At 43.4% G+C, this 1543-nt stretch carries 1 protein-coding gene; it reads right to left on the bottom strand.

Features of this window, described 5'->3' with window-relative positions:
- Nucleotides 1-33: 33 nt before the first annotated feature.
- Nucleotides 34-1440 carry an IS66 family transposase gene (tnpC, locus tag R7127_RS26090; protein ID WP_225467842.1) on the bottom strand — a complete coding sequence of 469 codons (1407 nt, stop codon included), beginning with the start codon at nt 1438-1440 and terminating at the stop codon, nt 34-36.
- Between the last annotated feature and the right edge of the window lie 103 nt (nt 1441-1543).

Raw genomic sequence — 1543 nt, 5'->3', positions numbered from 1 at the left:
GTAACTATTCACCCACGAGCTATTGACGATGCTTTACGCTAAGAACACTGGCAACTGATAATCGATTTTAAGCATATGATGTTCGACGATTTCACGCAGCCATTTGTAAGCTGATACCTGTTGAAGCTTCGCTGTTTCGATAAGTGAGAACATACGCTCTCGGAACAGATCTCCCCGATATGAGCGAGTTACGTAACAGCATTTTCTCATTAATATATAATTACGCAGAACTCGCTCCGCAGCGTTGTTTGTTAACGGACATTTCGCGTCATCCATAAAACGCCAGACCATGGCGTCATCAGCAATGAGGTTTCGGCACCGTCCTCGATATCGTTTTGAGCATTGATAACTGCCCAGTTTGAGCCAATGAAGCCAGCTCTTTCTTAACCGCCTGAGTCGACGATAATATTGGTTTTCGGCAATCTTGTTCTCAATATATCGATGATGACACCTGAATACGCTATGAGCGATTAAAGCCAGTTTTTCTCCGATTTTTTGGTTTTCAGGGCAAACACTCTCCTCGATAGCTATGACGTTCCTTAAGATGTGAGCCCAGCATAATTGCCGTTTAGATTCATCAATATATTTGTAAGCTGAGTATTGATCAGTCACTAAAAGGTGTGAAATAGCCTCACCAAGCAATCTTTTAGCGGCATGTTGGTTTCTGCCGCTGTTGATTTGGAAGAAGGCAACGTCATTACTGAGTGCAGCCCACATCCAACGTTTATCATTATTGCGTTGATGTGAGGTTTCATCTGCCATAATCAATTGAGATGCTTTGACTGCTTCATGAATTTGCGTATGAGTCTCAGCTAAGTATTCGGTTACTCGCCCTTGCACAGCTGATATCGCACCTGTAGAGAAGTTCAGCTGAAAGACATCTTTCAGCATAGATTGTATTTTACCTATGCTTTGATGGTGCTGCGTCGCTTGGATTGCGATAAAGCTATGTAGATTTGGTCCCATCTGAACATTAGGCACACCCTCTGGAAGCTCAGCTTGATGCTTATCACCACACCATGAGCACTCCCCTTTGAAGGCTTGATGTTCAACAAGTGTGTATGAGATATCAGGTAAGTCAAAGATTTGGTGTCGTTTATAGGGTTTTCTGTTTGGAATAACACAACCACCGCAGTGGCATGTCTTATTTGGTAAATATTGCTCAACCGAGGCACTGTCTTCAATAGGGTGAAGCAGTCGGCGATGACCTTTATGACCTGGTTGAGCGCCTTGCTTTTTTCCAGATTTCTTCCGACTAGGCGACGTATTCTTGGCTTTATTATGTAAAGGCTGTTGGGATGACGGCACAGAAGAATTTCGACTATTTTGGTTTAGCCTGTCTTCAAGTTCAGCCAGCTTATTCCATAAAAAATAGATGATATCTTTCGCCTCTTCAGGCGAGTCGAAATCTGGCGGTGGAGGTAGTGTTTTTTTATTCATACCTCCAGAATGCCACCTCCAAAAGATCACTCAAGCCGAATATGGGATCAAGTTAACCTGGTCACACAACTTTGCTGTCAAGGCCTTGCGGGTGAATAGTTAC

This window comes from Vibrio sp. 1159 (assembly GCF_033340395.1).
Taxonomy (GTDB): Bacteria; Pseudomonadota; Gammaproteobacteria; order Enterobacterales; family Vibrionaceae; genus Vibrio; species Vibrio alginolyticus.
The sequence above is the reverse complement of the archived record's forward strand: the minus strand, read 5'-3'. Positions and strand labels throughout refer to the sequence as shown.

Bases quoted from the DNA above. Each gene is read 5' to 3' on its own strand.
- tnpC (WP_225467842.1), bottom strand. From the start codon at position 1,440: ATGAATAAAAAAACACTACCTCCACCGCCAGATTTCGACTCGCCTGAA.